Source organism: Massilia brevitalea (genome assembly GCF_030711405.1).
Classification (GTDB): Bacteria; Pseudomonadota; Gammaproteobacteria; order Burkholderiales; family Burkholderiaceae_D; genus Telluria; species Telluria brevitalea.
In genome coordinates this window covers 1-1,012 of the sequence record NZ_JAULSI010000121.1, presented here as the reverse complement: position 1 = coordinate 1,012, position 1,012 = coordinate 1, and the positions used below count along the sequence as shown (strand labels likewise).

Annotated in this window: 2 protein-coding genes; both read right to left on the bottom strand. The window is 60.8% G+C overall.

The genetic code is table 11. From position 1 onward, the window contains the following. Positions 1-578: DUF2345 domain-containing protein (locus QWL29_RS26545; RefSeq protein WP_305825822.1), on the bottom strand; the 578-nt coding region annotated here is incomplete at its 3' end. Beyond that, a complete protein-coding gene (locus QWL29_RS26540; protein ID WP_441295521.1) occupies positions 562-966 on the bottom strand; it encodes a type VI secretion system Vgr family protein in 405 nt (134 codons plus the stop codon). The genes QWL29_RS26545 and QWL29_RS26540, both read right to left, overlap by 17 nt. Positions 967-1,012 lie beyond the last annotated feature (46 nt).

Genomic DNA, 1,012 nt, shown 5'->3' with positions numbered 1-1,012 from the left:
ACATTGGCAAACGGACGCCCGCTTCCGGCATGGGTTTGCAGCCTGAAGAGCAGCTGCTTCGGATCTTCGGGCGTCTTGGGTTCCGTAATCGTGATCTTGTGCTCCGCCGATGGTTGCGGCCTGTTCTGGGGAGCGAGGGTTTTGAGATTGCCGTGGAATAGCGCCGGCTTGGGCGCGAAGACCTGCATGCGGTCGGTGATTTCGACCATGCACTCCGGGCCATGTAGCCGTACACCTTTTTTCCCCTTCAGGTCGATCCAGTCCGTTTGGCTGATCAGGGACAGGACCTTGTTGGCGATGACCTGGATATCGTCCTCATGTGCCTGCACGGTGATCTTGCCGGACGCTGCAATCAGCTTCATTCCCGCCTTGTGGACGAACAGGCGGAAGGTCTGCTTGATGCTCGCGAACAGGCTGTCACCGGTTGCGATCGAAAGATTGCGTCCTGCCGTCAGAGCCGTATGTTCGCCGCTGGCGATATGGGTCGATTGTGCTGAAGTCGTCTCGATACCGGCCGGACTCGCCAAGACGAGGTGAGGTTCTGAAAGCTCGGGAAAGGGTTCACCTGTGCCGAGCACGCCGTCGTTTTGTGACTTCAGGATATCGGCGACGTCGTGCTGCTGTCCGCTTTCCTGTGCCAGGCCCTGTAGTGCGGCTGTCGCCTGGTCGTCGTGCAGCTTGTNAGACGAGGTGAGGTTCTGAAAGCTCGGGAAAGGGTTCACCTGTGCCGAGCACGCCGTCGTTTTGTGACTTCAGGATATCGGCGACGTCGTGCTGCTGTCCGCTTTCCTGTGCCAGGCCCTGTAGTGCGGCTGTCGCCTGGTCGTCGTGCAGCTTGTGCGCGGCATCCAGTCGCTTTGCCGTTTCGTCCATGTCCTTGATCGGCCCGCGCGCGGATTGCCGCGCTTCGGTCGTGATCAACAGCCCCTTGGCCGCACGCACTACGCCATGGCCGTCGGTACGCAGTTCCCAGCCTTCTCCGCGCGCATCCTTGCGGCCGGCGTTGTCCTCG